Here is a 20,981-nt window from a genome sequence, read left to right on the forward strand (position 1 = left end):
CAGCTTATGATCGCTATCATATACAGTTAAAATTATTCTGTTATGATAAAAAGAATAAGGAGGATACGTAGATATGAATTCATTTCAATTAATGGCAAAACCTACTGGTTCAATTTGTAATTTAGATTGTCAATATTGCTTTTACTTGGAAAAACCTCACTTAAACCAACGGGCTATGACTAATGAAGTATTAGAAGCCTATATCAAATCCTATATTGAAACAACGCCTCAACAACAAGTTACTTTCCTATGGCAAGGCGGCGAGCCAACCCTAGCAGGTCTTGATTTCTACAAAAGAGCGGTCAATTTTCAGCATAAATATGCTAATGGCAAACAAATTGAAAATTCTCTACAAACGAATGGGGTATTACTTAATGCCGATTGGTGCCGTTTTCTTCACGATCATCACTTTCTTGTAGGGCTTTCTATAGATGGACCTAAGCACTTACACGATACCTATCGTTTAACTAAAAATGGAAAAGGCTCATTTCAACAAGTAATAAATGCTCTCGATTTACTCTATAATTACCAAGTTTCTTTTAATACGCTAACTGTGGTACATAATCTCAATGTCCAATATGCTAAAGAAATCTACCATTTCTTGAAAAGAATAGGTTCATCTTATATGCAATTTATTCCACTAATGGGCGATTACAAGCAACAAGCTACAGCAAAAGACTACGGTCAATTTTTAATTGATATTTTTGATGAATGGTATGCCAATGATGTAGGCAAAATTGGTATTCAATTTATTGAACAATGGTTTATGGCTTACCTTGGTTTACAACCAAGTTTATGTATTTTTCGTGAAACCTGCGGCGATCAATTGGTTATTGAACAAAATGGCGATATTTATAGTTGCGATCATTATGTTTATCCTGAATATAAACTCGGAAATCTTATTGAAACCCCTCTAATACAGCTCCTTGATAATAATACTAAACAAAAGAATTTTGGCGCAGCAAAATCTTTTCTTTCCGAACAGTGTAAAATCTGCAAGTTTCGCTTTGCCTGTCACGGAGGCTGCCCAAAACATCGTACAATTCAAGGATTTGGTAAAGCACATAATCAACTTTGTGAGGCATATTATTCTGCACTTTCTCATATGGATCCATATTTAAAGTCATTTGCAAAATCATTTGGCAAAATAAAATAATATTTATCTAGCTTAAAATTTTGTTAAACACTTCACATTTTTATAATTTGCTTATAGCAGAAAAATATAGAAATTTGTATAGTAATCTGAAGTTATTTATATATTAAAAGACGCCTTTATGTTTACATTGCCCTATTATTTACCACAAAACTTAAATGAATGTATTATTTCTGAGAGTAAAACTCTAGAAAAAAACAGCTTAATTTATGCACAAGGCGAGAAGCCTAAAGAATTTTATTTTTTAAAACAAGGGCTAGTTGGTCTGTATCATAGTCTAGAAAATGGCAAAGAAACATTGACTCGACTTTATCACGCTAATGAATATTTTGGTTTTCGTACTATTTTTAGTGAAACATCTTATCATTGCAGTGCAAAAGTATTAATGGAAGCCGATATCGTTAGAATATTTCCTGGTAATCACGCAAATTTTATTGCAAATAACCCTGATTTTTCTTGTTATCTTATGAAACAACTTTCTAATGAATTATATGATGCAGAACACCGAATAAGTAATACAGCTTATAAGCGTAGTTACGAACGTATTATTGATGCCATTGAAAATTTAACAGAAAGTTATCCCGATTACCCTTGGACCTACCGAGAAGTAGCGGAATTTTGTGGATGTGAAACTGAAACCGCAATTCGTATTAGTAGAGAGCTTAAAAAACAAGGAATTTTAGATAAAAATACACGACATCTACGAATATGCTCTTAAAATTTACTACTGTTCACTGATTGTAAATAATATATCTAAGTAATGATTAAATCAGATAAAGATTTTTTTAATATATAAAATAAAAAAGCCCACTATATGAAGTGAGCTTATTTTTAGAATTAATTTTTATTCCTCAGTTGTTGCCTCAGCAACTTCTGGACGATCAACTAACTCAATGTATGCCATTGGTGCATTATCGCCTGCACGGAAACCACATTTCAAAATGCGAGTGTAACCACCTGCACGTTGAGCAAAACGTGGACCTAATTCATTAAATAATTTTGCAACAGTTTCAACGTTGCGAGTACGAGCAAATGCTAAACGACGGTTAGCAACGCTATCTACTTTTGCTAATGTAATTAACGGTTCAACTACACGGCGTAATTCTTTAGCTTTAGGCAAAGTAGTCTTAATGATTTCATGACTAACTAAAGCACTTGCTAAGTTACGGAACATCGCTTGGCGATGACTACTATTACGGTTTAGTTGACGACCACTCTTACGATGGCGCATGATCTTATCCTTCTCAGAAAAATCTTAACCTATGACCAAACTAGTCTTCAGCAATACTTGCTGGTGGCCAATTTTCAAGGCGCATACCAAGTGACAAGCCACGAGAAGCAAGAACATCCTTAATTTCAGTAAGAGATTTCTTACCAAGATTAGGGGTTTTTAATAATTCTACTTCAGTACGTTGTACTAAATCACCGATATAATGAATTGTTTCTGCTTTCAAACAGTTAGCAGAACGAACTGTCAGCTCTAAATCATCTACAGGACGTAATAAAATCGGATCAAACTCCGGTTTTTCTTCCTTAATCTCAGGCTGACGAACATCACGTAAATCAACGAATGCATCAAGTTGCTCCGCCAAGATTGTTGCTGCACGACGAATTGCTTCTTCTGGCTCAAGTGCACCATTAGTTTCTAACTCAATAACGAGCTTATCCAAATCTGTACGCTGCTCAACACGAGCTGCCTCTACATTATACGTAATTCGTTCAACCGGACTATAACAAGCATCAACAAGCAAACGACCAATTGGACGCTCTTCTTGCGTATGTGTACGAGATGAAGCAGGAACATATCCTCTACCACGCTGAACACGTATACGCATACTAATTGAAGCGTTTTCATCAGTTAAATGACAAATCACATGATCTGGATTTACAATTTCAACATCACCATCATGGGTAATGTCCGCTGCAACAACAGGGCCAATTCCAGATTTATTTAATGTCAGAATAACGTCATCTTTATTCTGTACCTTAACCGCTAGACCTTTAAGGTTCAAAAGTACTTCAAGAATATCTTCTTGAACACCTTCCTTACTACTATATTCATGCAATACGCCATCAATTTCTACTTCAGTTACAGCACAACCTGGCATTGAAGACAGAAGGATACGACGCAATGCATTACCTAGAGTATGACCAAAACCACGCTCTAACGGTTCTAAGATCACTTTAGCATGTGTTGAACTAATTTGTTCAATATCTACTAAACGTGGTTTTAAAAATTCTGTAACAGAACCCTGCATTTTATCCTCTCTTTGGTTTTAAGCTTAACTATTATTTAGAGTAAAGCTCAACGATCAGATGTTCGTTAATGTCTGCTGATAAATCAGAACGTTCAGGAACACGTTTGAATACACCTTCCATTTTTGCAGAATCAACTTCTAACCATGTTGGTTTTTCTCTTTGCTCTGCTAATTCTAATGATGCTTTAATACGAGCTTGTTTTTTCGATTTTTCACGAATAGCAACTACATCATTTACAGAAACTTGGAAAGATGGAATATTAACAACACGACCATTCACAACAATTGCTTTATGGCTCACTAATTGACGAGCCTCTGCACGAGTTGCAGCAAATCCCATGCGATAAACAACGTTATCCAATCTACCTTCTAATAACACTAATAAATTTTCACCAGTGTTACCTTTCAAACGGTTTGCTTCTTTATAGTAGTTACGGAATTGACGTTCTAAAATACCATAGATACGACGAACTTTTTGTTTTTCACGTAACTGACTACCATAGTCAGACAAACGCGGTTTACGAGCACCGTGCTGACCCGGTGCTGTATCAATTTTACATTTTGAATCAATCGCACGCACGCCTGATTTAAGGAATAAATCAGTGCCTTCACGACGGCTGAGCTTGAGTTTAGGACCCAAATATCTTGCCATTTTCTTTCTCCAACTATCCTATATACGTCTTAAACACGACGTTTTTTCGGTGGACGACAACCGTTATGAGGAATCGGAGTCACATCAGTAATATTCGTGATACGGAAACCCGCTGCGTTTAACGCGCGAATTGTAGATTCACGACCTGGACCCGGACCTTTAACCATAACTTCCAAGTTCTTTAAGCCAAATTCTTTAACGATTTCAGCACAACGCTCTGCCGCAACTTGCGCTGCGAACGGAGTTGATTTACGAGAACCACGGAAACCTGAACCACCTGCAGTTGCCCAAGCTAGAGCATTACCTTGACGGTCAGTAATAGTAACGATTGTATTATTGAAAGATGCGTGAATATGTGCTACGCCATCTACAACTTGTTTTTTTACACGTTTACGTGCACGAACTGGTGTTTTAGCCATTCTTATTTACCCCGACTATTTTTTGATCGGCTTACGTGGACCCTTACGGGTACGCGCATTAGTTTTAGTACGTTGACCACGTACCGGTAAACTACGACGATGACGTAAACCACGATAACATCCTAAGTCTAAAAGACGTTTGATGTTTAGTGTTACTTCACGACGTAAGTCACCTTCAACGGTAAATTTACCAACTTCGTCACGCAGTTTGTCAATCTGCTCTTCAGACAATTCTCTGATCTTAACATCTTCAGCAATACCCGCTGCTGCACAAATAGCTTGTGAACGAGTTTTACCAATACCGTAAATTGCAGTTAAAGCGATTACAGCGTGTTTATGATCAGGAATGTTAATGCCTGCAATACGGGCCACTATGCACTCCTATATTTTAATTAATTTGATATTCTGATCTTGAAAAGCCCGTTTTCAGGATACTCAAACAGAATATCAAGGACATAAATGAGTTGAGCAGTATAACTACTCAACTGGTTCTTGGCAAGAAAAATGTTAATTAACCTTGACGTTGTTTGTGTTTAGGGTCGCTACACAATACGCGTACAACACCCTCACGTTTAACAATCTTACAGTTACGACACATTTTCTTTACGGAAGCACGAACTTTCATTGCTTATCCTTTTACTTTAAATGAACAATTATTGTCCAAAACCCTTAAGGTTTGCTTTTTTCAACGCAGATTCATATTGAGAAGACATTAAATGACTTTGAACCTGAACGATGAAATCCATAATTACAACGACTACAATTAAAAGAGATGTTCCACCGAAGTAAAATTTAACATCCCAAGCCGATGTCATAATATAAGGAACTAAACATACAAACGTTACATAGAGACCGCCAATTAATGTAAGACGAGTCATCACTTTATCAATATAACGTGATGTTTGTTCACCGGGTCTAATTCCTGGAATAAATGCACCAGATTTTTTTAGATTATCTGCTGTATCACGAGGATTATATTGCATTGCTGTATAGAAAAAACTGAAGAAAATAATTGCGACAGCATAAACAAGCAAATAAAGTGGCTGACCAGGATTCAATAACATTGATAAATTATTTAACCATTCAAATTTATCATTTTGCCCAAACCATTGTGTTAATGTAGCTGGGAATAAAATAATACTTGAAGCAAAAATTGCTGGCATTACATTTGCCATATTCACTTTCAATGGTAAATGTGTTGAATGACCACCTAAAATTTGACGACCTTGTTGACGCTTCGCATATTCAACGCGAATTCTACGTTGTCCTCTTTCAACAAAAACAACAAAATAAGTTACTGCAAATACAATAGCTGCGATCAGAAGAAGAACTAATGGATGCATCTGTCCTTGACGAGCCTGCTCAATAGTTTGAAGAATAGCCGATGGTAAACCAGCTACAATACCGCCAAAAACAAGAATTGAAATACCGTTACCAATACCTCTTTCAGTTATTTGCTCACCCAACCACATAAGGAACATTGTACCAGTGACTAAACTAACAACTGAAGTAAAGTAAAAACTAAATCCAACATTTGGCACTAAGCCAGACAACATATTTGGTAAACCTGTTGAAATAGCTACTGCCTGAATCGTTGCAAAAACAACTGTCGCATAACGAGTATATTTAGAAATTTTACGCTGACCAGCAGCACCTTCTTTCTTTAATTCTGCTAAAGCAGGAGAAACCGTTGCAAGCAATTGAATTACAATAGATGCCGATATATATGGCATGATTCCTAATGCTAAAATGGATGCACGGCTTAGAGCACCACCAGAGAACATGTTAAACATGTCAATGATAGTGCCTTTTTGTTGTTCAACTAATTGAGCTAGAACAGCCGCATCAATACCAGGAACCGGAATGAATGAACCAATTCGATAAACGATAAGTGCACCTAAAACGAAAAGTAATCGGCTTTTTAATTCACCTTTACCGCTATTAGTACTTCTTGCTTGATAACCTGGTTGTTTAGCCATTTGCTAATTATTCCTCAATTGAACCGCCAGCAGCTTCAATTGCTGCTTTTGCACCTTTAGTTACACGTAAACCGCGTACCGTTACTGCAGATTTCACTTCTCCTGCTAAAATTACTTTAGCGAATTGGATATCTTTAGTTAAGATATTTGCTGCTTTTAATGTTTCTAAAGTTACTACATTACCTTCAACTTTGGTTAATTCATTTAAACGAACTTCTGCAGTCACTGCAGATTTCATTGAAGTAAAACCAAATTTTGGTAAACGACGGTATAACGGCATTTGACCACCTTCGAAACCGCGACGAACACCGCCACCAGTACGAGATTTTTGACCTTTATGACCGCGGCCACCAGTCTTGCCTAAACCTGAACCAATACCACGACCGAGGCGTTTAGCACTATGCTTTGCACCTTCAGCCGGAGATAGAGTATTTAAACGCATCTCTTACTCCTCCACTTTAACCATGTATGAAACTTGGTTAATCATACCACGTACTGCAGGCGTATCAATTAACTCAACAGTGTGGTGCATATGGCGAAGACCAAGACCACGCAAGGTAGCTTTATGCTTCGGTAAACGAGCAATTGAGCTACGAACTTGTGTTACTTTAATAGTTTTAGCCATTATTCATTACCCCAAGATTTCATCAACAGTTTTACCGCGTTTTGCAGCAACCATTTCTGGTGATTTCATATTTGCTAATGCATCAATAGTTGCACGAACAACGTTAATTGGGTTGGTAGAACCATACGCTTTAGAAAGAACGTTACGTACACCTGCAACTTCCAATACCGCACGCATTGCACCACCAGCGATGATACCTGTACCTTCGCTTGCTGGCTGCATAAATACACGTGAACCAGTATGAACACCTTTAACTGGATGTTGTAATGTACCTTCATTTAAAGCGACATTAATCATATTGCGACGTGCTTTTTCCATCGCTTTTTGGATCGCTGCTGGAACTTCGCGCGCTTTACCATAACCAAAACCTACTCGGCCATTACCATCGCCCACCACAGTTAATGCAGTGAAACTCATAATACGACCACCTTTTACAGTTTTTGATACACGGTTTACTGCGATTAGCTTCTCTTGCAGTTCACCAACTTGTTTTTCGATGTTTGACATCTCAATTTACCTCATTAGAACTGTAGACCAGCTTCACGTGCAGCGTCCGCTAAAGTTTGGACACGACCATGATATTTAAAACCGGAACGATCAAAAGCAACAACTTGAACGCCTTTTGCTAATGCGCGTTCTGCAACAGCTTTACCTACTGCAGCAGCTGCATCTTTATTACCGGTGTATTTTACTTGCTCACGAATTGCTTTCTCAACAGTTGAAGCAGCGGCAAGCACTTCTGAACCGTTTGGTGCAATAACTTGTGCATAAATATGACGTGGAGTGCGGTGAATAACTAAACGAGTTACACCTTGCTCTCTCATCATATGACGTGCACGAGCTGCACGACGGATACGAGCTGATTTCTTATCCATAGTGTTACCTTAATTATTTCTTCTTAGCCTCTTTGATACGCACTACTTCATCAGCGTAACGTACCCCTTTACCTTTATAAGGTTCAGGACGGCGATAAGCACGAATATCTGCTGCAACTTGACCGATCAACTGTTTGTCTGTACCTTTCAACACGATTTCGGTTTGAGATGGACATTCTGCTGTAATACCTGCCGGCAAAGTGTGCTCTACTGGGTGAGAATAGCCTAAACTTAATGCAATTGCATTGCCTTTAAGTTGAGCTCTGTAACCTACACCCACCAATACTAATTTTTTAGTGAAACCTTCAGTAACACCGATAACCATTGCATTAACTAATGCACGTGCAGTACCCGATTGAGCATTTGCTTCAACAAAACCTTCACGTGGAGTGAACGTAAATTGTCCGTTATCTTGTTTTACTTCAACTGATTCATGAATTTTGCGAGATAACTCGCCATTTTTACCTTTTACTGTTAATAGCTGACCGTCGAGTTTAACTTCAACGCCGGCAGGAATATTAACAGGTGCCTTTGCAACACGAGACATTTTCCTACCTCTCTATTAAGCTACATAACAGATGATCTCACCGCCTAAACCTGCTTGACGAGCAGCGCGGTCAGTCATAACACCTTTAGATGTAGAAATAACTGCAACACCTAAACCGCCCATAACTCTTGGTAATTCATCTTTACGTTTGTAAATACGAAGACCAGGACGACTTACACGTTGGATGCTTTCTACAACTGGTTTGCCTTGGAAATATTTTAAAGTAATTTCCAATTCAGGTTTAGCACCTTCTAAAACTTTTACGCTTTCGATATAACCTTCAGCAGCTAATACATTGGCAATTGCCACTTTTAGCTTGGAAGAAGGCATATTGATTGCAACTTTGTTCGCAGCTTGACCGTTACGAATACGGGTCAGCATATCTGCGATTGGATCTTGCATACTCATTGTACTTTTTCTCCGATTCCAAAATAAAGTGGTATATTACCAGCTCGCTTTTTTAAGGCCAGGGATTTCACCGCGCATTGCAGCTTCACGAACCTTAATTCGGCTTAAACCAAACTTACGTAAAACGCCATGAGGACGTCCAGTTTGGCGGCAACGGTTACGTTGACGAGATGGGCTAGAATCACGTGGTAAAGTTTGTAACTTTAACACTGCATCCCAACGATCTTCATCAGAGGCATTGACATCAGAAATGATTTTCTTTAATTCAACACGTTTTGCGTAGAATTTTTCAGCCAATTTAACGCGTTTTACATCGCGTGCTTTCATTGATTGTTTAGCCATTATAACCTGCCTTATTTACGGAATGGGAAATTAAAGGCAGCAAGTAGTGCTTGACCTTCTTCATCATTCTTAGCAGTAGTTGTGATAGTGATATCTAAACCACGTACACGATCTACTTTATCGTAATCGATTTCAGGGAAGATGATTTGTTCACGCACACCCATGCTATAGTTACCACGACCATCGAACGATTTCGCGCTTAAACCGCGGAAGTCACGAATACGTGGAACAGCAATTGTAATTAAACGTTCAAAGAACTCCCACATACGCTCACCGCGTAGTGTTACTTTACAACCGATTGGATATCCCTGACGGATTTTAAAGCCAGCAACAGATTTACGAGCTTTAGTTACTAAAGGTTTTTGACCGCTGATTGCTGCTAAATCCGCTACTGCGTTGTCTAGCAATTTTTTGTCGGTCAATGCTTCACCCACACCCATATTCAGGGTAATCTTTTCGATTCGTGGGACTTGCATGACAGATTTGTAGCCGAATTTATTTTTTAATTCGCTTACTACTTGATCTCTGTAGTAATCATGCAGTTTCGCCATCGCATTACTCCAGTTTGTTAGATAATTTCATTGTTAGATTTGAAGAAACGTACTTTTTTGCCGTCTTCGAATCTAAAACCTACACGGTCAGCTTTATTTGTTTTAGGATTGAAAATCGCAACATTTGAAGCATCAATTGCAGCTTCTTTTTTCACTAAACCACCAGCTTTTCCTAATGCAGGAACTGGTTTCTCATGTTTAGTAATGATGTTGATACCTTCAACAAACACTTTACCGTTTGGTAACACTTTAGTTACCTTGCCACGTTTGCCCTTATCTTTACCAGTAAGAACAATTACTTCATCATTTTGACGGATTTTAGCAGCCATTACATTCCCCTTACAGTACTTCTGGAGCTAAAGAAATGATCTTCATGAATTTCTCAGAACGAAGTTCACGAGTCACTGGTCCAAAAATACGAGTACCGATTGGTTGCTCAGTGTTATTATTTAAAATTACACAAGCGTTACCATCGAAACGAATAACTGAGCCATCTGGGCGACGAACACCCTTCTTGGTGCGCACAACAACTGCTTTTAATACATCACCTTTTTTTACTTTACCGCGTGGAATTGCTTCTTTTACAGTAATTTTGATAATGTCACCAATCGCAGCATAACGACGGTGCGATCCACCTAGAACCTTGATACACATTACGCTGCGAGCGCCTGAATTATCAGCAACATCCAGCATAGTCTGTTCTTGGATCATATTAGTGCTCCGTTAAGATTAAAAAAACACCCTTTCGGGACGAACCCATCCGCACTACTCAGATAGAATGGCGGATAGGTGGCGAATTCTAACAAAAGAAAAAGAGAAAGGCAATGATAATTTACCTTTATCCTCTCAACTCGTTTATTAAAAGTGCGGTTGAAATTTACAAGATTTTGAATGTAAAAAAGCCAATGGATTAACCATTGGCCTTTCATTGTTATATTGTGAATTAAGCGATTACCGCTTTCTCAACAACGCGAACTAAAGTCCAAGATTTGGTTTTTGATAGAGGACGACATTCGCGAATCTCTACGGTATCACCAACTTTGGCTTCATTATTCTCATCGTGTACGTGTAATTTAGTTGTACGACGGATAAACTTACCATATAAAGGGTGTTTTACCTTACGTTCAATAGCAACAACGAAAGATTTTTCCATTTTGTCGCTAACAACTTTACCTTGTACGCTACGAATTTTATCAGTCATTACTCACCCGCCTTTTCGGTTAATACAGTTTTTACACGTGCAATATCACGACGCACTTGTTTAGCCTGATGGGTTTGTTGAAGCTGACCGGTGGCTGTCTGCATACGCAACTTGAATTGTTCACCTAAAAGGTTTACTAATTCAGCATTCAGCTCTTCAACACTTTTTGTACGTAAATCTTGAGCTTTCATTACATCACCGTCTTAGTTACGAAAGTGGTCTTAACTGGCAATTTAGCAGCTGCTAATGCAAATGCGTTTCTTGCTACTTCTTCAGACACACCATCCATTTCATAAAGCACTTTACCCGGTTGGATTAAGGCTACCCAGTACTCAACGTTACCTTTACCTTTACCCATACGGACTTCTAATGGTTTTTCAGTAATTGGTTTATCTGGGAATACACGAATCCAGATTTTACCTTGACGTTTTACTGCACGTGACATTGCACGACGTGCCGCTTCAATTTGACGAGCGGTTAAACGACAACGACCAACTGCTTTTAAACCGTAAGTACCGAAGCTAACTTCAGTACCGCCCGCGATACCACGGTTGCGGCCTTTGTGAACTTTACGGAATTTTGTACGTTTTGGTTGCAACATTTAGCGTTTCTCCTTACTTACGACCTTTACCGCGAGGAGCCTTTTTAGGCTTGTCGGTAGGTTGTTGTTCTGATTGCGCAACGGCAGCCATTCCACCAAGAATTTCACCTTTGAAGATCCACACTTTAACGCCGATTACGCCGTAAGTTGTGTGAGCTTCTGCAGTGTTATAATCGATGTCCGCACGAAGAGTATGTAGAGGTACACGACCTTCACGATACCATTCTGAACGTGCGATTTCTGCACCACCTAAACGACCGCTAACCTCAACTTTGATACCTTTAGCACCTAAACGCATTGCGCTTTGTACCGCACGTTTCATTGCTCGACGGAACATTACACGACGTTCTAATTGAGAAGCGATGCTATCTGCAACTAATTTCGCATCTAATTCAGGTTTTTTCACTTCAGCAATGTTGATTTGAGCAGGAACGCCAGCGATTTTAGACACTGCGTTACGTAATTTTTCAACATCTTCACCTTTTTTACCGATTACGATACCAGGACGAGCTGTGTGAATAGTTACACGAATACTTTTAGCTGGACGCTCAATAGTAATACGTGAAACTGAAGCATTTGCTAATTCTTTATTTAAGAATTTGCGTACTTTGAAATCGCCTTCAAGATTGTCAGCGAAGTCTTGTGTATTCGCGAACCAAGTAGAGCTCCAAGGTTTAACAATACCTAGGCGAATACCATGTGGATGTACTTTTTGACCCATTGCTATTCCTCTACTTATTAACGATCTGACACAACCACAGTAATGTGGCTAGTACGTTTTAAAATACGATCTGCACGACCTTTAGCACGTGGCATAACACGTTTCATGCTAGGACCTTCATCAACGAAGATTTTAGCAACTTTAAGATCATCGATATCTGCACCGTCATTGTGCTCTGCGTTTGCAATAGCTGATTCTAAAACTTTCTTCACTAAAGCTGCTGCTTTTTTGTTAGTGAAAGTTAAGATTTCTAATGCTTGCGCAACTTTTTTACCACGAATTAAATCGGCAACTAAGCGAGCTTTTTGGGCAGAAGTGCGAGCGTAACGATGTTTTGCGATAGTTTCCATCTATTTACCTCTTATTTCTTAGCTTTCTTATCTGCCGCGTGACCGCGGTATGTACGAGTCGGTGCAAATTCACCAAGCTTATGACCGATCATTTCATCAGATACATAAACAGGAACGTGCTGACGACCATTATGGACTGCGATGGTCAATCCGATCATTGATGGAATGATCATTGAACGACGGGACCAAGTTTTGATTGGTTTTTTATCCCCGCTTTCCACCGCCTTCTCTACCTTCTTCAACAAGTGTAGGTCAAGGAAAGGACCTTTCTTGAGAGAACGTGGCATGGCTAATCCTCTTTAATTTAATCTATTATTTGCCACGACGACGTACGATATATTTATCAGTACGTTTGTTGTGACGAGTTTTCTTACCTTTAGTTTGAACGCCCCAAGGAGTTACTGGGTGTTTACCAAAGTTACGACCTTCACCACCACCGTGTGGGTGATCTACTGGGTTCATTGCAGTACCACGAACTGTAGGGCGAATGCCTCTCCAGCGGTTAGCACCAGCTTTACCCAATACGCGAAGCATATGTTCTGAGTTACCAACCTCACCGATTGTTGCAACACATTCAGCTAATACTTTACGCATTTCGCCAGAACGTAAACGTAAAGTTACATAGTTGCCTTCACGTGCGATGATTTGTACATAAGCACCAGCAGAACGAGCGAGTTGACCGCCTTTACCTGGTTTTAATTCAACGTTATGTACTGTTGAACCAACTGGGATATTACGCATTGGTAATGAATTACCCACTTTAATTGGTGAGTTTATGCCAGCTTGGATTTGATCGCCTACTGACAAACCTTTAGGTGCTAAGATATAACGGCGTTCACCATCTTTATAAAGCACTAAAGCAATGTTAGCAGAACGGTTTGGATCATATTCCAAACGCTCAACAACCGCTGGGATGTCTAACTTGTTACGTTTGAAATCGATTAAACGGTAGTGTTGTTTGTGACCGCCACCAATGTGACGAGTAGTAATACGACCATAGTTGTTACGACCACCAGTTTTAGATTTAGTATCTAGAAGAGGTGCGTAAGGTTTACCCTTGTGTAATTCAGGGTTCACGATTTTAACAACGTGACGACGACCAGCGGAGGTCGGCTTACATTTAACGATAGCCATTCTCTAATTTCCTCCGATTACTCTGCACTGTCCACGAAGTCCAAATTTTGGCCTTCGGCTAAAGTTACATAAGCTTTTTTCCAGTCGCTGCGACGACCCATTTTGTTACCACGGCGTTTAGTTTTACCTTTAACAACCACAGTACGAACAGAGTCAACTTTTACTTCAAATAATTGAGCAACAGCAGCAGCAATTTCAGCTTTGTTCGCATCTAAAGCAACTTTAAGTACAACAGTGTTAGATTTTTCAGCATTGTTCGTTGCTTTTTCAGAGATGTGCGGTGCACGTAGCACGCTTAGCAAACGTTCTTGACTCATGCTAGGATCTCCTCAATTTGTTTCACAGCATCAATAGTAACAATCACTTTATCGAAAGCAATTAAGCTAACTGGATCGATACCTTGAACATCACGTACATCAACTTTATATAAGTTACGTGCTGCTAAGAATAGATTTTCATCTAAACTTGCTGTGATAATTAACGCATCTTCAACGGCTAAATCTTTTAATTTTTGTACTAAAACTTTAGTTTTTGGTGCATCTAATTCAAATTTTTCAACAACAACCAAACGGTCTTGACGAACTAATTCAGAAAGAATGCTTTTGATAGCACCACGGTACATTTTCTTGTTCACTTTTTGGCTGTGATCTTGTGGTTTAGCCGCGAAGGTTGTACCACCAGAACGCCAGATTGGTGATTTAATATCACCAGCACGAGCACGACCTGTACCTTTTTGACGCCAAGGTTTTTTACCTGAACCAGACACTTCAGCACGAGTTTTTTGCGCACGAGTACCTTGACGCGCACCTGCCGCATAAGCAACAACAACTTGGTGGATCAACGCTTCGTTAAACTCACGTCCGAAGGTAGTTTCAGAAACAGTTAGTGCGTTTGCACCTACAACTTGTAATTCCATCTCTATCTCCTAGACTTATGCTTTAACTGCTGGCTTAACGATAACATCGCCATTAATAGCACCAGGCACAGAACCTTTTACTAATAGCAATTTACGCTCAGCATCTACACGAACAACTTCAAGTGATTGAACAGTTACACGTTCAGCACCTAAATGTCCTGCCATTTTTTTACCTTTAAACACACGACCCGGAGTTTGGTTTTGACCAATAGAACCAAGTACACGATGTGATAAAGAGTTACCATGTGTAGCATCTTGAGTACGGAAATTCCAACGTTTAACACCACCTTGGAAACCTTTACCTTTAGAAGTACCGGTAATATCTACTTTTTTAACATCTGCAAAGATGTCTACATTGATTTCTTGACCTAAAGTGAATTCTTCACCTTCAGTACGAAATTCCCATAAACCGCGACCAGCTTCAACACCTGCTTTCACGAAATGGCCTGCTTCAGGTTTAGTTACACGATTCGCTTTTTTAGAACCAGTAGTAACTTGAACTGCAGTATAGCCATCGTTTTCAAGAGTTTTAACTTGAGTTACGCGGTTGGCTTCGATTTCGATAACGGTAACTGGTACAGAAACACCGTCTTCATTGAAGATACGGGTCATACCAACTTTACGACCGACTAAACCAATCATTGTAATAACCTCTTAATTAACCTAGGCTGATCTGCACGTCCACGCCGGCAGCCAAATCTAAACGCATTAATGCATCAACAGTTTTTTCTGTTGGCTCTACGATATCTACTAAACGTTTGTGAGTACGAATTTCGTATTGGTCACGTGCGTCTTTGTTTACGTGTGGAGAAATCAACACGGTGAAACGCTCTTTACGAGTTGGTAAAGGGATTGGACCACGAACTTGTGCACCAGTACGTTTAGCTGTTTCTACGATCTCCGCAGTAGATTGATCGATCAAACGGTGATCGAAAGCTTTTAAGCGGATACGGATTCTTTGGTTCTGCATTAGACCAGAGCTCCAATAAAATTTAGCTAATAAAAAACTAACACCAATCACAATTCTAACTTCAAAATAGAAAAGGAGGTGCAAGTTACCTGTTATATAGTCTCCAAATCGGAAACATTGTTAGCCTGACATATCGTCACGCTCGTTTAATAAATGATTACATTAAACGGCTCTCATATTAAGGGCTCGTAGATTCTATAGAAAGACAACCCTATTTGCAAGCTTTTATTTTAACTATTTTGTTGGCCTAAAAGCCTCTAATAATTTATCAAAAATATATTCTTCAAGATGTGTGTAGACCGTTTTTCTTTGACGACATAGTGTCACTTTCCACGGAACAGGACTTTCGATTTTACGACACAAAAATTCTTTTGAATGATAAAGCTCAGCCATAGGTAACGGTAGAATAGTTAATAATTCTTTGTTTGTTTTGACCGCACTTAGCAGAAAATCCCAACAGCTCGAATCCAAAACAATATCTGGATAACAATTATTGCGCTCAAAAGCTTCCTTCAAATGATGATGAATCATAAATGTTTGATCAAAAATTGCCATTTTCTGGTGATGTAAATCGGCCCATGTGATTTGTTGTTTTTTTGCTAAAACATGCTTTGGTGAAAGAAATAAGGCTAATTCAGAACTATGAATTTCAATTGAATCAATAATATTTTTTGATATTCGCTCGGGATATAACAACACGGCTAAATCAACTTTATCTAAAAGAAGTTCACTCTTTAGAGCATAAGCTCCAATTTCTTTAATAATGAAATTAATATCTGGATTCTTAAGAATAAGATTAGGCAATACAGAAGAAAACACGGCTGATAAAACTAAGGGAGGAATACCAATTGTTATCGTACCTTTCTTACAATCTTTTGATTTATAAAGATTTGTTCTCATATCATTGTAACGCTTGATCACTTCTTTTGCATCACGATAATAATTCTCCCCCGCAAAGGTTAGTCCAATAATTTTTCCTGATGCCCGTTTAAATATCTGAATATTTTCACGATTCTCAAACTCTGTAATCATCATACTTAATGCAGGTTGAGACACATATAAATTTTGAGACGCTCGGCTTAAATTAAAATCATTATCTACGATTGAAACAAAATATCTTAGATGCCTAATATCCATCATTTTCACCCCCCTAAGGGCTGCCATTTTTATAAAATATAGCACAAGGATTGTTTAAAACACTATCAAAATAACTTATACCCCCCTAAGAAAGATGTATTTCTTTTACGAAATTTTTTTTGCTATTTTCAATATCAATCTAGTTCCTTTATCGCCTATCAAGGATCATCACAAGAAACATATCCATTTGAAATATAAGATACTTATTTGTTGATATTCTTTCTTTTAATCTCGTTATTAGGAGGTCTCTATGACACAAAAACATCTTAAGCTTAATAATCTAAATCAACACCTACATGATGGTATGAGCATCATGTTTGGTGGATTTATGGGTATCGGCACTCCAGCCAAACTTGTCCAACAAATCTTAGATTCTGGCGTAAAGGATCTCACACTCATAGGCAATGACACAGCCTTTATTGACACTGGCGTAGGCCCTTTAATTGTAAATAATCGAGTCAAACGTTTAATTACATCCCATATTGGTACAAATCCAGAAACTGGTAAAAAAATGATTGCTGGTGAAATAGATGTAGAACTCGTTCCACAGGGTACCTTAGCTGAACGGATTCGTGCAGGTGGTGCTGGATTAGGTGGTATTTTAACACCTACGGGTGTCGGTACTGTTGTTGAAGAAGGAAAACAAAAAATTCAAATTGATGGCAAAGAATATTTGCTTGAACTCCCACTAAAAGCTGATATTGCCATTATCCATGCTCAAAAAGGTGACATGAATGGCAATTTAGCTTATGAATTATCTGCTAGAAACTTTAATCCACTCGTTGCTTTAGCAGCCAAAACTGTCATTGCCCAAGTTGATAATCTACTAGAGGTCGGTCAGTTACCCCCAGATGAAGTCATCACGCCAGCCGCATTAATTGATTACATTGTTTGTTCAGAATAAGGAGAACGCCATGAATGCAAAAGAATTAATCGCTCGCCGAATTGCGATGGAATTACATGATGGAGATATTGTTAATCTTGGTATTGGTTTACCAACACAGGTTGTTAATTATTTACCTGATAATGTCAATATTACACTTCAATCAGAAAATGGCTTTCTTGGTTTAACTGCATTTGACCCAGAAACTGCTAATTCAAACTTAGTAAATGCTGGTGGTCAGCCTTGTGGAATTAAAAAAGGCGGTGCTACTTTTGATAGTGCTTTTTCCTTCGCTTTAATTCGTGGCGGTCATGTTGATGCCTGTGTGCTAGGTGGACTTGAAGTTGATCAAGAAGCAAATCTCGCTAACTGGATGGTACCTGGCAAAATGGTACCAGGAATGGGCGGAGCAATGGACTTAGTGACGGGTGCAAAAAAAGTGATTATTGGCATGGAACATTGTGCCAAGTCAGGTTCCTCAAAAATTCTAAAGAAATGTACCTTACCGCTCACAGCAAGTAAAAAAGTTGCCATGGTGGTTACCGAATTGGCAGTATTTAACTTCATTGAAGGCAGATTAGTTCTAAAAGAACACGCTCCTCATGTGGATTTAGAAACAATTAAAGCCAAAACAGAAGCCGATTTCATTGTTGCCGATGATTTCAAAGAAATGCAAATCAGCCAAAAAGGACTTTAATTATGATTAGTCGCGTTTCTCGTTTTATGACGACATTCGTCAGTAAATACCTGCCAGACCCACTTATTTTTGCCGTGTTACTCACCTTTGTCACATTCATTTGTGCTTGGGGATTAACCGATAGTACACCTGTTGATTTAGTTAATATGTGGGGTAATGGCTTTTGGAATTTACTTGGTTTTGGTATGCAAATGGCATTAATTGTCGTAACTGGTAATGCTCTTGCAACCTCACCACAAATTCGTAAGTTTCTTTCTACAATCGCTTCAATAGCAAAAACACCAGCACAAGGTGTTGTCTTAGTTACGTTTATGGGTTCAATTGCCTGTATCATTAACTGGGGCTTCGGTTTGGTCGTTGGTGCGATGTTTGCAAAAGAAGTCGCACGGAGAATAAAAGGCAGTGACTACGCCTTACTGATTGCCTGTGCCTATATTGCATTTATGACATGGGGTGGAGGTTTTTCAGGCTCAATGCCACTTTTAGCCGCAACACCAGGCAACCCAGTTGCTCATTTAATGGTGAGCGAAAGCAACCCACAAGGTATTATTCCTGCAGTTAGTACGCTTTTCTCTGGGTACAATATTTTTATCACGTTAAGTTTAGTCATTTGCTTGCCTTTCATTACCTATATGATGATGCCCAAAAATGGCGAAGCAAAAAGTATTGATCCAAAACTTATTGCGCCCGATCCAACATTTGATAAAAAATTGGATAAAGATGCAACACTTGCTGAAAAAATGGAAGAAAGCCGCTTCTTAGCCTATACAATCGGGGCATTAGGATATAGTTACCTCGGTATGTATTTCTACAAAAACGGATTCAATCTCACAATTAATAATGTAAACCTTATTTTCTTAATCACAGGAATTGTGCTTCATGGCTCGCCAATGGCCTATATGCGAGCAATTATTAATGCCACACGAAGCACAGCAGGGATCTTAGTGCAATTCCCATTCTATGCGGGTGTGCAACTAATGATGGAGCATTCAGGCTTAGGTGGTTTAATCACCGAATTCTTTATCAATGTTGCTAACAAAGATTCTTTCCCATTATTAACCTTCTTTAGTTCTGCTTTTATTAACTTTGCAGTGCCTTCTGGTGGCGGTCACTGGGTCATCCAAGGACCATTTGTTATCCCTGCTGCTCAAGCATTAGGTGCAGATCTAGGTAAGTCTACAATGGCAATTGCCTATGGTGAGCAGTGGATGAACATGGCTCAGCCATTTTGGGCATTACCAGCACTGGGTATCGCAGGGCTTGGCGTGAGAGATATTATGGGCTTCTGCATGACCGCACTTATCTTCACCGCACCAATTTTTATTATTGGTTTATATTTCTTATAGAAAAGGAGTTAAAAATGGAAAATGTTGTTATTATTAGTGCAGTTAGAACACCGATCGGCAGCTTTAATGGTGCATTATCTTCCGTAAGTGCGGTTGATTTAGGTGCAATTGTGATACAAGAAGCCATCAAGCGTGCCAACATTGAAAGTGCATTAGTTAATGAAGTCATCATGGGGAACGTATTACAAGCAGGACTAGGGCAAAATCCAGCCCGTCAAGCAGCATTAAAAGCAGGAATAGAGAAAGAAATCCCTTCTTTAACAATCAATAAAGTATGTGGATCTGGTCTAAAAAGTGTCGCATTAGGTGCACAGTCTATTACCAGTGGTGATGCTGATATTGTTGTTGTGGGTGGCATGGAAAATATGAGCCAAGCACCTTATCTTTTAGATAGCAAAGTACGACAAGGCGTCAAAATGGGTAATCTCACATTAAGGGACACAATGATTGAAGACGGACTAACTTGTGCTAGCAATCACTATCATATGGGGATTACTGCCGAAAATATTGCAGAACAATATGGCATTAGCCGCCAAGCACAAGATGAACTCGCATTACGTTCACAAACCTTAGCATCTCAAGCCGTGCAATTAGGTGTATTTGATAAGGAAATTGTCCCTGTTATGGTAAAAACTCGCAAAGGTGACATTATTGTTTCACGAGACGAGTATCCTAAAGCAGATACTACAGCTGAAGGTTTAGCTAAATTAAAACCTGCTTTCAAAAAAGAGGGTACTGTCACCGCAGGTAACGCTTCTGGCATTAATGATGGTGCTGCAGCACTTATTTTAGTTAGCGAAAGCAAAGCTCATGCACTTGGATTAAAAGCCATTGCAAAAATTAGAAGCTATGCCAGCGGTGGGGTAGATCCATCTGTTATGGGATTAGGTCCAGTTCCAGCAACGCAAAAAGCATTGAAAAAAGCAGGAATAAATCTTGATGATATCGATCTGATAGAAGCAAATGAAGCCTTTGCCTCACAGTTCTTAGGTGTTGGCAAAGATCTCAATTTGGATATGAATAAAACCAATATTCATGGTGGAGCTATCGCACTTGGGCATCCAATCGGCGCGAGTGGTGCAAGGATTTTAGTAACGTTATTGCACAATCTTATCGAAAAAGATAAAAAACTTGGGCTTGCTACACTTTGTATTGGCGGTGGTCAAGGTATTTCTATGATTGTAGAACGCTTATAACCATTTACTTCCTAAACTAC

At 39.0% G+C, this 20,981-nt stretch carries 35 protein-coding genes; 6 read left to right on the forward strand and 29 right to left on the reverse strand.

The annotated features are described in order from the left end of the window. Positions 1 to 73 precede the first annotated feature (73 nt). The gene (locus tag ACPT9C_RS00685) at positions 74 to 1,156 is read left to right on the forward strand and encodes an anaerobic sulfatase maturase (protein WP_021034702.1); all 1,083 of its coding nucleotides are present in this window, start codon (positions 74 to 76) and stop codon (positions 1,154 to 1,156) included. A gap of 118 nt (positions 1,157 to 1,274) precedes the next feature. Next, positions 1,275 to 1,871, forward strand: coding sequence for a Crp/Fnr family transcriptional regulator (locus ACPT9C_RS00690; RefSeq protein ID WP_021034701.1), 597 nt, complete (start codon positions 1,275 to 1,277; stop codon positions 1,869 to 1,871). A gap of 126 nt (positions 1,872 to 1,997) precedes the next feature. Here ACPT9C_RS00690 and rplQ read toward each other — a convergent pair whose 3' ends face one another. The 29 genes from rplQ to ACPT9C_RS00835 form a co-directional block, all read right to left on the reverse strand. Further along, on the reverse strand, positions 1,998 to 2,384 hold the full coding sequence (gene rplQ / locus ACPT9C_RS00695) for a 50S ribosomal protein L17 (protein WP_005648400.1): 387 nt from the start codon (positions 2,382 to 2,384) through the stop codon (positions 1,998 to 2,000). A gap of 40 nt (positions 2,385 to 2,424) precedes the next feature. Further along, on the reverse strand, positions 2,425 to 3,411 hold the full coding sequence (locus ACPT9C_RS00700; protein ID WP_005690395.1) for a DNA-directed RNA polymerase subunit alpha: 987 nt from the start codon (positions 3,409 to 3,411) through the stop codon (positions 2,425 to 2,427). 31 nt (positions 3,412 to 3,442) lie between these two features. Continuing rightward, positions 3,443 to 4,063 carry a 30S ribosomal protein S4 gene (gene rpsD / locus ACPT9C_RS00705; protein WP_005648404.1) on the reverse strand — a complete coding sequence of 207 codons (621 nt, stop codon included), beginning with the start codon at positions 4,061 to 4,063 and terminating at the stop codon, positions 3,443 to 3,445. Between the two features lie 29 nt (positions 4,064 to 4,092). Continuing rightward, entirely contained in the window at positions 4,093 to 4,482 is a 390-nt protein-coding gene (gene rpsK, locus ACPT9C_RS00710) for a 30S ribosomal protein S11 (RefSeq protein ID WP_005543603.1), read from the reverse strand. A 15-nt stretch (positions 4,483 to 4,497) separates the two neighbouring features. Next, positions 4,498 to 4,854 (reverse strand): 30S ribosomal protein S13, encoded by a 357-nt coding sequence (gene rpsM, locus ACPT9C_RS00715; protein WP_005648406.1) that lies wholly within the window; start codon positions 4,852 to 4,854, stop codon positions 4,498 to 4,500. Positions 4,855 to 4,993: 139 nt separating this feature from the next. Further along, positions 4,994 to 5,107: a 50S ribosomal protein L36 gene (rpmJ, locus tag ACPT9C_RS00720; protein ID WP_005625868.1), complete on the reverse strand. Its 114-nt coding sequence runs from the start codon at positions 5,105 to 5,107 to the stop codon at positions 4,994 to 4,996. Positions 5,108 to 5,135: 28 nt separating this feature from the next. Then, positions 5,136 to 6,461, reverse strand: a complete 1,326-nt coding sequence (secY, locus tag ACPT9C_RS00725) for a preprotein translocase subunit SecY (RefSeq protein ID WP_005652382.1) — start codon at positions 6,459 to 6,461, stop codon at positions 5,136 to 5,138. Between the two features lie 7 nt (positions 6,462 to 6,468). Beyond that, a complete protein-coding gene (gene rplO / locus ACPT9C_RS00730; protein ID WP_005648410.1) occupies positions 6,469 to 6,903 on the reverse strand; it encodes a 50S ribosomal protein L15 in 435 nt (144 codons plus the stop codon). 3 nt (positions 6,904 to 6,906) lie between these two features. Continuing rightward, positions 6,907 to 7,086 (reverse strand): 50S ribosomal protein L30, encoded by a 180-nt coding sequence (gene rpmD / locus ACPT9C_RS00735; RefSeq protein ID WP_005543631.1) that lies wholly within the window; start codon positions 7,084 to 7,086, stop codon positions 6,907 to 6,909. A gap of 6 nt (positions 7,087 to 7,092) precedes the next feature. Beyond that, entirely contained in the window at positions 7,093 to 7,593 is a 501-nt protein-coding gene (gene rpsE / locus ACPT9C_RS00740; RefSeq protein ID WP_005625871.1) for a 30S ribosomal protein S5, read from the reverse strand. A gap of 14 nt (positions 7,594 to 7,607) precedes the next feature. Then, complete coding sequence (gene rplR, locus ACPT9C_RS00745; RefSeq protein WP_005690393.1) at positions 7,608 to 7,961, reverse strand: 50S ribosomal protein L18; 354 nt, start codon at positions 7,959 to 7,961, stop codon at positions 7,608 to 7,610. 13 nt (positions 7,962 to 7,974) lie between these two features. Further along, a complete protein-coding gene (gene rplF, locus ACPT9C_RS00750; protein WP_005690391.1) occupies positions 7,975 to 8,508 on the reverse strand; it encodes a 50S ribosomal protein L6 in 534 nt (177 codons plus the stop codon). 15 nt (positions 8,509 to 8,523) lie between these two features. Then, on the reverse strand, positions 8,524 to 8,916 hold the full coding sequence (rpsH, locus tag ACPT9C_RS00755) for a 30S ribosomal protein S8 (RefSeq protein ID WP_050948735.1): 393 nt from the start codon (positions 8,914 to 8,916) through the stop codon (positions 8,524 to 8,526). 36 nt (positions 8,917 to 8,952) lie between these two features. Continuing rightward, positions 8,953 to 9,258 carry a 30S ribosomal protein S14 gene (gene rpsN, locus ACPT9C_RS00760; RefSeq protein ID WP_005625879.1) on the reverse strand — a complete coding sequence of 102 codons (306 nt, stop codon included), beginning with the start codon at positions 9,256 to 9,258 and terminating at the stop codon, positions 8,953 to 8,955. An 11-nt stretch (positions 9,259 to 9,269) separates the two neighbouring features. Then, complete coding sequence (gene rplE / locus ACPT9C_RS00765; protein ID WP_005625881.1) at positions 9,270 to 9,809, reverse strand: 50S ribosomal protein L5; 540 nt, start codon at positions 9,807 to 9,809, stop codon at positions 9,270 to 9,272. Positions 9,810 to 9,826: 17 nt separating this feature from the next. Beyond that, positions 9,827 to 10,138 (reverse strand): 50S ribosomal protein L24, encoded by a 312-nt coding sequence (rplX, locus tag ACPT9C_RS00770; protein ID WP_005635734.1) that lies wholly within the window; start codon positions 10,136 to 10,138, stop codon positions 9,827 to 9,829. Positions 10,139 to 10,148: 10 nt separating this feature from the next. Continuing rightward, complete coding sequence (gene rplN, locus ACPT9C_RS00775) at positions 10,149 to 10,520, reverse strand: 50S ribosomal protein L14 (protein WP_005548786.1); 372 nt, start codon at positions 10,518 to 10,520, stop codon at positions 10,149 to 10,151. Between the two features lie 232 nt (positions 10,521 to 10,752). Next, positions 10,753 to 11,010 carry a 30S ribosomal protein S17 gene (rpsQ, locus tag ACPT9C_RS00780; RefSeq protein WP_005625886.1) on the reverse strand — a complete coding sequence of 86 codons (258 nt, stop codon included), beginning with the start codon at positions 11,008 to 11,010 and terminating at the stop codon, positions 10,753 to 10,755. Continuing rightward, positions 11,010 to 11,201 (reverse strand): 50S ribosomal protein L29, encoded by a 192-nt coding sequence (gene rpmC, locus ACPT9C_RS00785; RefSeq protein ID WP_005625888.1) that lies wholly within the window; start codon positions 11,199 to 11,201, stop codon positions 11,010 to 11,012. Before rpmC ends, rpsQ begins: the two co-directional genes overlap by 1 nt. After that, the gene (gene rplP / locus ACPT9C_RS00790) at positions 11,201 to 11,611 is read right to left on the reverse strand and encodes a 50S ribosomal protein L16 (RefSeq protein WP_005625890.1); all 411 of its coding nucleotides are present in this window, start codon (positions 11,609 to 11,611) and stop codon (positions 11,201 to 11,203) included. Before rplP ends, rpmC begins: the two co-directional genes overlap by 1 nt. 13 nt (positions 11,612 to 11,624) lie before the next feature. Beyond that, on the reverse strand, positions 11,625 to 12,332 hold the full coding sequence (gene rpsC / locus ACPT9C_RS00795; RefSeq protein ID WP_021034699.1) for a 30S ribosomal protein S3: 708 nt from the start codon (positions 12,330 to 12,332) through the stop codon (positions 11,625 to 11,627). 17 nt (positions 12,333 to 12,349) lie between these two features. Further along, positions 12,350 to 12,682: a 50S ribosomal protein L22 gene (rplV, locus tag ACPT9C_RS00800; protein ID WP_005625897.1), complete on the reverse strand. Its 333-nt coding sequence runs from the start codon at positions 12,680 to 12,682 to the stop codon at positions 12,350 to 12,352. An 11-nt stretch (positions 12,683 to 12,693) separates the two neighbouring features. Beyond that, positions 12,694 to 12,969 carry a 30S ribosomal protein S19 gene (gene rpsS, locus ACPT9C_RS00805; protein WP_005539416.1) on the reverse strand — a complete coding sequence of 92 codons (276 nt, stop codon included), beginning with the start codon at positions 12,967 to 12,969 and terminating at the stop codon, positions 12,694 to 12,696. Between the two features lie 25 nt (positions 12,970 to 12,994). Then, positions 12,995 to 13,816 carry a 50S ribosomal protein L2 gene (gene rplB / locus ACPT9C_RS00810; RefSeq protein ID WP_050948736.1) on the reverse strand — a complete coding sequence of 274 codons (822 nt, stop codon included), beginning with the start codon at positions 13,814 to 13,816 and terminating at the stop codon, positions 12,995 to 12,997. A 17-nt stretch (positions 13,817 to 13,833) separates the two neighbouring features. Then, positions 13,834 to 14,133 carry a 50S ribosomal protein L23 gene (rplW, locus tag ACPT9C_RS00815; RefSeq protein WP_005632756.1) on the reverse strand — a complete coding sequence of 100 codons (300 nt, stop codon included), beginning with the start codon at positions 14,131 to 14,133 and terminating at the stop codon, positions 13,834 to 13,836. Then, entirely contained in the window at positions 14,130 to 14,732 is a 603-nt protein-coding gene (gene rplD / locus ACPT9C_RS00820; protein WP_050846563.1) for a 50S ribosomal protein L4, read from the reverse strand. The genes rplW and rplD overlap by 4 nt, the downstream gene beginning before the upstream one ends. Before the next feature lie 15 nt (positions 14,733 to 14,747). Continuing rightward, positions 14,748 to 15,374 carry a 50S ribosomal protein L3 gene (gene rplC, locus ACPT9C_RS00825; protein WP_050948737.1) on the reverse strand — a complete coding sequence of 209 codons (627 nt, stop codon included), beginning with the start codon at positions 15,372 to 15,374 and terminating at the stop codon, positions 14,748 to 14,750. Positions 15,375 to 15,390: 16 nt separating this feature from the next. After that, positions 15,391 to 15,702, reverse strand: a complete 312-nt coding sequence (gene rpsJ / locus ACPT9C_RS00830) for a 30S ribosomal protein S10 (protein WP_001181005.1) — start codon at positions 15,700 to 15,702, stop codon at positions 15,391 to 15,393. A gap of 234 nt (positions 15,703 to 15,936) precedes the next feature. Then, positions 15,937 to 16,839, reverse strand: coding sequence for a LysR family transcriptional regulator (locus tag ACPT9C_RS00835; RefSeq protein WP_032822986.1), 903 nt, complete (start codon positions 16,837 to 16,839; stop codon positions 15,937 to 15,939). A 250-nt stretch (positions 16,840 to 17,089) separates the two neighbouring features. Here ACPT9C_RS00835 and atoD point away from each other — a divergent pair, with 250 nt between their 5' ends. Genes atoD through ACPT9C_RS00855 form a run of 4 tightly spaced genes read left to right on the forward strand, consistent with a single transcriptional unit; the run spans position 17,090 to position 20,961 of the window. Next, positions 17,090 to 17,743 carry an acetate CoA-transferase subunit alpha gene (gene atoD / locus ACPT9C_RS00840; RefSeq protein ID WP_005648442.1) on the forward strand — a complete coding sequence of 218 codons (654 nt, stop codon included), beginning with the start codon at positions 17,090 to 17,092 and terminating at the stop codon, positions 17,741 to 17,743. A 10-nt stretch (positions 17,744 to 17,753) separates the two neighbouring features. Continuing rightward, positions 17,754 to 18,419: a 3-oxoacid CoA-transferase subunit B gene (locus ACPT9C_RS00845; RefSeq protein ID WP_038440343.1), complete on the forward strand. Its 666-nt coding sequence runs from the start codon at positions 17,754 to 17,756 to the stop codon at positions 18,417 to 18,419. A 2-nt stretch (positions 18,420 to 18,421) separates the two neighbouring features. After that, positions 18,422 to 19,765 (forward strand): TIGR00366 family protein, encoded by a 1,344-nt coding sequence (locus ACPT9C_RS00850; RefSeq protein ID WP_005652362.1) that lies wholly within the window; start codon positions 18,422 to 18,424, stop codon positions 19,763 to 19,765. Between the two features lie 14 nt (positions 19,766 to 19,779). Further along, positions 19,780 to 20,961: an acetyl-CoA C-acetyltransferase gene (locus ACPT9C_RS00855; protein WP_050948738.1), complete on the forward strand. Its 1,182-nt coding sequence runs from the start codon at positions 19,780 to 19,782 to the stop codon at positions 20,959 to 20,961. Positions 20,962 to 20,981: the final 20 nt, after the last annotated feature.

Origin of the sequence: Haemophilus sp. HN_Hi16 (assembly GCF_049823435.1) — a bacterium.
Lineage (GTDB): Bacteria > Pseudomonadota > Gammaproteobacteria > Enterobacterales > Pasteurellaceae > Haemophilus > Haemophilus influenzae_D.

Excerpts from the sequence above, each read along its gene's own strand:
- ACPT9C_RS00685 (WP_021034702.1), top strand. The coding sequence starts at position 74 with ATGAATTCATTTCAATTAATGGCAAAACCTACTGGTTCAATTTGTAAT.
- ACPT9C_RS00690 (WP_021034701.1), top strand. The coding sequence starts at position 1,275 with ATGTTTACATTGCCCTATTATTTACCACAAAACTTAAATGAATGTATT.
- rplQ (WP_005648400.1), bottom strand. The coding sequence starts at position 2,384 with ATGCGCCATCGTAAGAGTGGTCGTCAACTAAACCGTAATAGTAGTCAT.
- ACPT9C_RS00700 (WP_005690395.1), bottom strand. The coding sequence starts at position 3,411 with ATGCAGGGTTCTGTTACAGAATTTTTAAAACCACGTTTAGTAGATATT.
- rpsD (WP_005648404.1), bottom strand. The coding sequence starts at position 4,063 with ATGGCAAGATATTTGGGTCCTAAACTCAAGCTCAGCCGTCGTGAAGGC.
- rpsK (WP_005543603.1), bottom strand. The coding sequence starts at position 4,482 with ATGGCTAAAACACCAGTTCGTGCACGTAAACGTGTAAAAAAACAAGTT.
- rpmJ (WP_005625868.1), bottom strand. The coding sequence starts at position 5,107 with ATGAAAGTTCGTGCTTCCGTAAAGAAAATGTGTCGTAACTGTAAGATT.
- secY (WP_005652382.1), bottom strand. The coding sequence starts at position 6,461 with ATGGCTAAACAACCAGGTTATCAAGCAAGAAGTACTAATAGCGGTAAA.
- rplO (WP_005648410.1), bottom strand. The coding sequence starts at position 6,903 with ATGCGTTTAAATACTCTATCTCCGGCTGAAGGTGCAAAGCATAGTGCT.
- rpmD (WP_005543631.1), bottom strand. The coding sequence starts at position 7,086 with ATGGCTAAAACTATTAAAGTAACACAAGTTCGTAGCTCAATTGCTCGT.
- rpsE (WP_005625871.1), bottom strand. The coding sequence starts at position 7,593 with ATGTCAAACATCGAAAAACAAGTTGGTGAACTGCAAGAGAAGCTAATC.
- rplR (WP_005690393.1), bottom strand. The coding sequence starts at position 7,961 with ATGGATAAGAAATCAGCTCGTATCCGTCGTGCAGCTCGTGCACGTCAT.
- rplF (WP_005690391.1), bottom strand. The coding sequence starts at position 8,508 with ATGTCTCGTGTTGCAAAGGCACCTGTTAATATTCCTGCCGGCGTTGAA.
- rpsH (WP_050948735.1), bottom strand. The coding sequence starts at position 8,916 with ATGAGTATGCAAGATCCAATCGCAGATATGCTGACCCGTATTCGTAAC.
- rpsN (WP_005625879.1), bottom strand. The coding sequence starts at position 9,258 with ATGGCTAAACAATCAATGAAAGCACGCGATGTAAAACGCGTTAAATTG.
- rplE (WP_005625881.1), bottom strand. The coding sequence starts at position 9,809 with ATGGCGAAACTGCATGATTACTACAGAGATCAAGTAGTAAGCGAATTA.
- rplX (WP_005635734.1), bottom strand. The coding sequence starts at position 10,138 with ATGGCTGCTAAAATCCGTCAAAATGATGAAGTAATTGTTCTTACTGGT.
- rplN (WP_005548786.1), bottom strand. The coding sequence starts at position 10,520 with ATGATCCAAGAACAGACTATGCTGGATGTTGCTGATAATTCAGGCGCT.
- rpsQ (WP_005625886.1), bottom strand. The coding sequence starts at position 11,010 with ATGACTGATAAAATTCGTAGCGTACAAGGTAAAGTTGTTAGCGACAAA.
- rpmC (WP_005625888.1), bottom strand. The coding sequence starts at position 11,201 with ATGAAAGCTCAAGATTTACGTACAAAAAGTGTTGAAGAGCTGAATGCT.
- rplP (WP_005625890.1), bottom strand. The coding sequence starts at position 11,611 with ATGTTGCAACCAAAACGTACAAAATTCCGTAAAGTTCACAAAGGCCGC.
- rpsC (WP_021034699.1), bottom strand. The coding sequence starts at position 12,332 with ATGGGTCAAAAAGTACATCCACATGGTATTCGCCTAGGTATTGTTAAA.
- rplV (WP_005625897.1), bottom strand. The coding sequence starts at position 12,682 with ATGGAAACTATCGCAAAACATCGTTACGCTCGCACTTCTGCCCAAAAA.
- rpsS (WP_005539416.1), bottom strand. The coding sequence starts at position 12,969 with ATGCCACGTTCTCTCAAGAAAGGTCCTTTCCTTGACCTACACTTGTTG.
- rplB (WP_050948736.1), bottom strand. The coding sequence starts at position 13,816 with ATGGCTATCGTTAAATGTAAGCCGACCTCCGCTGGTCGTCGTCACGTT.
- rplW (WP_005632756.1), bottom strand. The coding sequence starts at position 14,133 with ATGAGTCAAGAACGTTTGCTAAGCGTGCTACGTGCACCGCACATCTCT.
- rplD (WP_050846563.1), bottom strand. The coding sequence starts at position 14,732 with ATGGAATTACAAGTTGTAGGTGCAAACGCACTAACTGTTTCTGAAACT.
- rplC (WP_050948737.1), bottom strand. The coding sequence starts at position 15,374 with ATGATTGGTTTAGTCGGTCGTAAAGTTGGTATGACCCGTATCTTCAAT.
- rpsJ (WP_001181005.1), bottom strand. The coding sequence starts at position 15,702 with ATGCAGAACCAAAGAATCCGTATCCGCTTAAAAGCTTTCGATCACCGT.
- ACPT9C_RS00835 (WP_032822986.1), bottom strand. The coding sequence starts at position 16,839 with ATGGATATTAGGCATCTAAGATATTTTGTTTCAATCGTAGATAATGAT.
- atoD (WP_005648442.1), top strand. The coding sequence starts at position 17,090 with ATGACACAAAAACATCTTAAGCTTAATAATCTAAATCAACACCTACAT.
- ACPT9C_RS00845 (WP_038440343.1), top strand. The coding sequence starts at position 17,754 with ATGAATGCAAAAGAATTAATCGCTCGCCGAATTGCGATGGAATTACAT.
- ACPT9C_RS00850 (WP_005652362.1), top strand. The coding sequence starts at position 18,422 with ATGATTAGTCGCGTTTCTCGTTTTATGACGACATTCGTCAGTAAATAC.
- ACPT9C_RS00855 (WP_050948738.1), top strand. The coding sequence starts at position 19,780 with ATGGAAAATGTTGTTATTATTAGTGCAGTTAGAACACCGATCGGCAGC.